The sequence below is a fragment of the Pseudoalteromonas sp. SWYJZ98 genome, assembly GCF_015864495.1.
GTDB lineage: Bacteria > Pseudomonadota > Gammaproteobacteria > Enterobacterales > Alteromonadaceae > Pseudoalteromonas > Pseudoalteromonas distincta.
In genome coordinates, this window is the sequence record NZ_JADYXA010000040.1 from 24,944 (window position 1) to 32,164 (window position 7,221).

At 39.0% G+C, this 7,221-nt stretch carries 6 protein-coding genes; 5 read left to right on the forward strand and 1 reads right to left on the reverse strand.

All coding sequences use genetic code 11. The features are described 5' to 3' along the window. Genes I6F10_RS16820 through trmB form a run of 4 tightly spaced genes read left to right on the forward strand, consistent with a single transcriptional unit; the run spans window position 1 to window position 2,995 of the window. Complete coding sequence (locus I6F10_RS16820; protein WP_002961027.1) at window positions 1-621, forward strand: flavin prenyltransferase UbiX; 621 nt, start codon at window positions 1-3, stop codon at window positions 619-621. Further along, window positions 621-1,550 carry an ABC transporter ATP-binding protein gene (locus tag I6F10_RS16825; RefSeq protein WP_165744222.1) on the forward strand — a complete coding sequence of 310 codons (930 nt, stop codon included), beginning with the start codon at window positions 621-623 and terminating at the stop codon, window positions 1,548-1,550. The genes I6F10_RS16820 and I6F10_RS16825 overlap by 1 nt, the downstream gene beginning before the upstream one ends. After that, a complete protein-coding gene (locus I6F10_RS16830) occupies window positions 1,551-2,318 on the forward strand; it encodes an ABC transporter permease (RefSeq protein ID WP_002961025.1) in 768 nt (255 codons plus the stop codon). Further along, window positions 2,318-2,995: a tRNA (guanine(46)-N(7))-methyltransferase TrmB gene (gene trmB, locus I6F10_RS16835; protein ID WP_197099146.1), complete on the forward strand. Its 678-nt coding sequence runs from the start codon at window positions 2,318-2,320 to the stop codon at window positions 2,993-2,995. Before I6F10_RS16830 ends, trmB begins: the two co-directional genes overlap by 1 nt. A 266-nt stretch (window positions 2,996-3,261) precedes the next feature. Here trmB and I6F10_RS16840 read toward each other — a convergent pair whose 3' ends face one another. Next, window positions 3,262-5,142 (reverse strand): bifunctional diguanylate cyclase/phosphodiesterase, encoded by a 1,881-nt coding sequence (locus tag I6F10_RS16840; protein WP_033020723.1) that lies wholly within the window; start codon window positions 5,140-5,142, stop codon window positions 3,262-3,264. Between the two features lie 262 nt (window positions 5,143-5,404). On the opposite strand from I6F10_RS16840, the gene panP reads away from it, so the two are divergent. Then, window positions 5,405-7,030 (forward strand): pyridoxal-dependent aspartate 1-decarboxylase PanP, encoded by a 1,626-nt coding sequence (gene panP / locus I6F10_RS16845; protein WP_197099147.1) that lies wholly within the window; start codon window positions 5,405-5,407, stop codon window positions 7,028-7,030. Window positions 7,031-7,221 lie beyond the last annotated feature (191 nt).

A 7,221-nucleotide genomic window follows, 5' to 3' on the forward strand; every position in this document is an offset into this window, starting at 1 on the left:
GTGCAATTTAAAGATAGAATTACGCTCGCATTTAGTGGTGCATCGGGTGCGCCTTATGGGCTTAGGTTACTTGAAGTATTACTAGAGCAGCAATTTCAGGTCTACGTTCTCATTTCAAGTGCAGCACGCGTGGTGCTTGATACAGAATCAAATATTAAGCTCTCTGGTAATGAAGATAAAGCCACAGAGCAGTTAAGTACGCTGTTTAATGCCAAACCTGAACAGCTAAAAGTATACGGTAAAGATAACTGGTTTAGCCCTGTGGCTTCGGGCTCTGCTGCTCCTAAAAAAATGGTAGTATGCCCATGTAGTGCCGGGTCGGTTTCTGCAATTGCAGTGGGGGCGTCTGATAATTTATTAGAGCGCGCCGCTGATGTGGTAATTAAAGAACGCGGACAGCTCATTTTAGTGCCTCGCGAAACACCATTTAACGAAATTCATTTAGAAAACATGCTTAAGTTATCTCGTCTAGGGGTAACAATTATGCCAGCCGCACCTGGTTTTTATCATAAGCCACAAAGTATCGAAGACTTAGTTGATTTTATGGTGGCGAGAATTTTAGATCATTTAAACATTGAGCATAACCTAACAAAACGTTGGGGTTATGGTGAGGGTAAGTAATGAATAAGCAAAATATTGCTTTAAATATAGAAGGCCTTACCAAGGTTTATAAAAATGGTGTTGAGGCAATTAAAGGCGTTGATTTACAAGTTGAAGAGGGCGATTTTTTCGCTTTGCTTGGTCCAAATGGAGCCGGTAAATCAACCACTATTGGTGTTATTTCGTCACTTGTTAATAAAACAAAAGGCAAAGTAGAAGTATTTGGCTGTGATATTGATACTGATTTAGAAGCTGCAAAAGCGCATTTAGGCTTAGTGCCGCAAGAATTTAACTTTAGCCAGTTTGAAACGCTTAGCCAAATACTGGTTAACCAAGCCGGTTATTATGGTGTGCCACGTGGCGAAGCCCATAAACGTGCTGATAAATACCTAGCACAGCTGGGTTTATTAGAGAAAAAAGACAAGCAAGCTCGTACGCTTTCAGGCGGAATGAAACGTCGATTAATGATTGCACGCGCCCTTATGCACGAGCCAAAATTACTTATACTTGATGAGCCAACAGCGGGTGTAGACATAGAACTTCGTCGTTCAATGTGGGATTTTTTACGCCAAATAAATGAGCAAGGCGTTACTATTATTTTAACCACACACTACCTTGAAGAAGCTGAGTTACTGTGTAAAAACATAGCGATTATTGATTCTGGTCGAATTGTTGAAAACACCACCATTAAAGCACTGCTTGCAAAACTTGATAAAGAAACCTTTATTTTAGATTTAAAAATGCCAGCAAACCCTGTCACGCTTGAAGGTTATAAGTTTACGATGACGGACGATCATACTGTTGAAATAGAAGTCGCTAAATCACAGGGCTTAAATGCGGTATTTAGCGCATTAACAACCCAAGGTAATACAGTATTGAGTATGCGAAATAAAGCAAACAGACTAGAAGAGTTATTTGTAGGATTACTAGAGCAAGGGCGGGGCGAATAAATGTTTAAATATGGCGTAGCCTTAAAGAGTTTATGGATTAAAGAGTGTATTCGTTTTTTACGTATCTGGGTACAAACCTTAGTGCCGCCAGCAATTACGATGAGCTTATATTTTGTTATTTTTGGTAACTTAATTGGTTCACGTATTGGTGATATGGGCGGCTTTAGTTATATGGAGTTTATTGTACCTGGCCTTATAATGATGTCGGTTATTACTAATTCCTATTCCAACGTAGCCTCTAGTTTTTACTCAACAAAATTTCAAAAAAGTATTGAAGAGCTTTTAGTTGCACCTGTGCCTAATTACATCATTGTACTGGGTTATATGGGCGGCGGTATGACGCGTGGTATTATGGTGGGCTTTATAGTTACCTGTGTATCGTTATTATTTGTTGATATTCAAATTCATAATATTTTTGTAATTATGGCGACCGTTATTTTAACCTCAGCTGTGTTTGCTTTAGGTGGTTTAATTAATGCAATTTACGCAAATAGCTTTGACGATATAAGCATTATTCCCACCTTTATACTAACGCCATTAACTTACTTAGGCGGTGTATTTTATTCAATAACGTTATTGCCAGAATTTTGGCAAAACGTATCGCAAATAAACCCTATTATTTATATGGTAAATGCATTTCGCTATGGCTTTTTAGGTGTGTCGGATGTTGATTTAAGTGTAGCGCTAGGTGTTATTTTGGTGTTTATTACGGTGTTATTTACTTTAGCGCTAACTTTAATTAAAAAAGGTGTGGGGCTAAGACACTAATGAGTGATGCAAATTCACGTAGTATTGTATCTAATCAAGCGGGTATTCACGAAAAGCTTGATGAAATAGTAAATAAGCACTTAGAGGCTGAGTTTAAAAAACCGATTGCAGCGCATACTCAGGCCGCATTTGATGAAGTAAACGCTAAAGTACAAGCCTTTAGTGGTCCGCTTATTTTGGACTCGTGTTGTGGCGTGGGTGAAAGCTCAGCTAACTTAGCTAAGCGCCACCCTGACGCACTTATAATTGGTATTGATAAATCTTCGCACCGATTAGATAAGCACGATGTTGAATATAAGCAAACCGCCAGTGGTCAGTACATCTTAGTGCAAGCAGATTTAAATGACTTTTGGCGTTTAGCGGTAGCCGCCAATTGGCAACCTACGCACCATTATTTGTTGTATCCAAACCCGTGGCCTAAATCTAAGCATATTCGTAGGCGCTGGCATGGCGCAGCTATTTTTCCATTTATCGTTAAGTTAGGTGGAAAATTAGAAGTGCGCAGCAATTGGGATATTTACGTTAAGGAGTTTGCTCGGGCGCTTGAATTAACAGGCAACCCTTGCGATGTAACACTTTATGAGTCAGACGATGCAATTACGCCTTTTGAGCGTAAATACTGGGCCAGTGGCCAGCAAAGCCACCGACTCGTTATTAACTTACCTAGGGCGTGTTGACCTTTCGTGATTGATTTTGCAGCAGCATGTTTGGTTTTTAGGCAAGGCGGAGCCTATGTAGTGTGGTTATTCCCCATAAATAGGCGATAACGCAGCATAAAGACCAAACATGTGCTGCCCTTTGGGTTCTTTCTAGGGACGATTAACTCTTTGTTGCTCAGTTTTTACTTAGCCCACTAGGTTACAAACCTCGCGCCGCGATTTAATCGCCCCTAGATTGAACAAATTTCAATCCACAAAGATCAACACGCCCTGGTTAAAGTAAGTTAAAGTGCTAATTCTTCTGTAACCGTATTAACATGTGGCACTGGGTGGGCAAAATAGTTGCCTTGCATTAGTGTCACATTCGCCTTTTTAAGTGCGGTTACTATGGTTGTATTTTCTACCGATTCTGCCATTAATTGTAAACCAAGTTGATTAGCAAAACTGGCTATATGCTCAATAAACAAGTAGATATCTTTGTCATTCACTATTTGCTTTATTAGTGCGCCATCTAATTTAATACCATCTACTTCAAGCTTAAGTACGTTTGATATATTTGAATAACCACTACCAAAGTCATCAATAATAACCTTAACGCCTTTCGTTTTAACCATTCCAATAAATGCTTTTACTTCAGAGAAGTTGGCAATAGCTTGGGTTTCTAAAAGCTCTAATGTGATATTACCAGGATGCGGGTAGCGCTTAAGTTCGTCCGCAATAAACTCACTTAAATTAGGGTCGAGCATATCTTGTGCTGTTATATTTAAACTCCAGCAAATATCGGTTTTTCTAAAGCGACTAACGCATTGTGAAAATATAGTACGGGTAAGTATTCCGTCCATTCTTGAGCGGGTAACAACATTTAAAAATGCATCAGGTTTTAATACTTCCCCTTGCGCTGTTACCATTCGAGCTAAACATTCGTATTGAACGACCTTATTGGTATTTGTGTCAATAATGGGTTGAAAGTAAGGCACTATACGATTGTTATCAAACGCTTCTCGCACTTCTTTTGCCATTTCTACATTGTATTGATATTGCGTTTTTACATCGTGTAGCGCTTTTGAGTAGTTAACTACACTATGCCTGCCTTGTTTAGCTTGCAGCGCTGCTATATGAGCATTTTCAAGTAGTAGCGATTTATTACCACTGGCAATACCTGCACATAGGGTTATGTAGATAAAAGGGTCAGTTAATACCGGTGTATTAAAGTTATATGTTTTTACGAGGTCGGTAAATTCGTCATTACTCATTTCCTTAGGCGCGAGTAATACTATTTTATTTGTTGCTAGTCTGTATATATGGCAATGCGTAGAGCTTCTAAGTTTAAAGTGAATAAGTAAGTTTTTCATTACCTTGTCACCCACTTCCGTGCCGTAAAAACTGTTTATATCTTCTATTTCATTAACCCAAATAACGGCTAATTGCATGTGATGTGCATTACTTTTTTTAATAAAATACTCAAGTGCAATATGATTTGAAAAACCAGTACTTGAGTCAGTTGCTAAAGACCGTTTTAGTAAATAAATATATATGGCGGCAACGAGTATCGCGATAAAAAAGAAGAAGCTAGCCATTGCAGCTGCTTTTGATACGCTTTCTTTAAGTTTCTCGTTTAAATCATAAATAGTTATATCGGCACCCGTTAAATAGGTATTGCCGTTGATTGGGTCAACGTAAGGAATAAAAATTGTTTTAAAGTGGCCCCACTGATCGCTCGATATTTCAAATACTGGCTCTGTTGAATAAAAAGCACTTATATTTGCATCGGTAGCTTCAGGGTAGAGATCTAAAAATTGAGTTACCTTGCCATTATTCTGATCGTCTTGCGTGTAGCTTGATGAGCTAAAAAGCACCTTACCGTCTTTTAAAATCATTGAATAGACATAAGCAATATCAAGTGCTTGAGCAAACTCAGAGAGTTGTTTACTTTTATCTTGATAGTAAGAAAAACTTATATTATCGCCTTGATTAACCGCACTTAAATAATCGTCACCTAAAATATGTTTAACGCTGGTGGCGGCATTAAGTAAGCGATTATCAACCGACTGCATTATTTCAGCACGCGTGGTTTGGTAAGTGTAGTAAACGTAGGTTAGCAAGCTTATTAAAAACAAGCTAAAGCCTGCTACTATCCAACTAACCTTTACTCTTCCTTCTGGCATATGTGTCCCTTTTCTGTTATCAAATTTATTATACCCAAAATAAGTAAATGCCCAATAAATAATTATGTTTAGTCGAATTTTAATTAAATTATCATTTTTTTGTCATCGCTTTGATTGCTTTTGTAGGTTTAAGCGAGACATTTTAGTTATATTGCAGTAAAGTTAGCGCAATTTTTAAAGAAACACGATTGCTCCAAATGTCCTAATAAGTAGGCGTTTTTGATGGGTAAGCGCGTGTTTTAGCTACACACTAGGTATTGAGATGGATCAAAAGCGTTGTGCCGTCGCCTCTAAAGAAAGCCTTAAGCGTATATTTACTGTACCTGAAGCGCCAGACTCAACTTTAAGCAAAATCGAGCTTGAAATTTCGAGTAATTTAGCAGGTTTTCTAAACGAAAATATAGCGGCAATTGAAAAACCATTACATGAAATAGAAAAAGATTTTCAATCGGCAGTGATCCCAGAAGATCCAACGTTTGTATCTGCTTATGCCCAAGACATTATGGAGCAACTTGTTGCTCATTCTGTGCATACAGCTGCGCCTAGCTTTATTGGTCACATGACCTCAGCCTTACCGCATTTTTTATTACCGCTTTCAAAATTGATGGTAGGGCTAAATCAAAATCTAGTAAAAATAGAAACATCTAAAGCGTTTACGCCTCTTGAGCGTCAAGTGCTTGGGATGATGCATCATTTAGCTTATGGACAAGAAGACTCATTTTATTCTAAATGGATGCACAGTGCTAAAACCTCATTAGGTGCATTTTGCTCTGGTGGTACGGTTGCTAATATTACTGCGCTTTGGATTGCGCGAAACCGCTTATTAAAACCTGATGGCGATTTTAGAGGTATCGGCGCACAAGGCTTAATTGCCGGTATGCTGCATTACGGTTATAAAGGTTTAGCGGTATTAATATCAGAACGCGGGCATTACTCGTTAGGTAAATCGGTTGATTTACTCGGCATTGGCCGCGATAACTTAATTGGTATTAAAACCTGCGAAAATAATAAAGTCGATGTAACAGCGATGCGCGAAAAAGCACGTGAGCTTGAAGCGCAAGGTATTAAAGTAATGGCGATTATTGGGGTCGCGGGGACAACCGAAACCGGTAATATTGACCCACTTGATGAAATGGCCGACTTAGCACAAGACATTAACTGCCATTTTCATGTAGATGCTGCATGGGGGGGAGCGACCCTTTTATCGAGTACGCACCGTCCTTTACTAAAAGGGATTGAGCGAGCAGATTCAATTACCATCGATGCACATAAACAAATGTATGTACCAATGGGAGCGGGTTTGGTTTTATTTAAAGACCCCGCTGCCACAGATGCAATAGAGCATCACGCTGAGTATATATTACGTAAAGGTTCAAAAGACTTAGGCAGCCACACGCTTGAAGGCAGCCGACCGGGTATGGCAATGTTAGTACACGCTTGCTTACGTGTTATTGGTCGCAAAGGTTACGAAATGCTGATTGACCGAAGCATCAAAAAAGCACATTACTTTGCTGATTTAATTAAGACTGATGAAGACTTCGAGCTTATTTCGGAGCCTGAGTTGTGCTTATTAACGTATCGTTATGTACCTAAGCAAATTAAACAAGCAATAGCCGATGCAGATGCTGCAACTCGGTTAGATATTTTTGCTTCACTGAACCGTTTTACTGCCAGTATGCAAAAGCGTCAGCGAGAGTCTGGTCGCTCATTTGTATCACGTACACGCTTAACGCCTTCTAAATACGACAATCAACCAACGGTTGTATTTAGAGTGGTCCTTGCTAACCCGCTTACCTCAGGCGCTATTTTAAAAGAGATATTAGCTGAGCAAAAAGAGTTGGCTGCAACAGATCCGGTATTCAAAAAATACTTGAGAAAGTATATGTAATCTAAATACAAAAAGGGTCCATAAGGATAATGCCGATCAGTTAAGAAAATGACCGGTTGACCGATCCAAGCGATCATGCAAAATCCGTAGTTAGGAAACTAACTACGGATTTTTTTGTGAATATAGAACAAGCACTGCAAGCAACACTTGAAGAAAGCAGCCGATACCATACCTTTGAAAAATTATCAGAA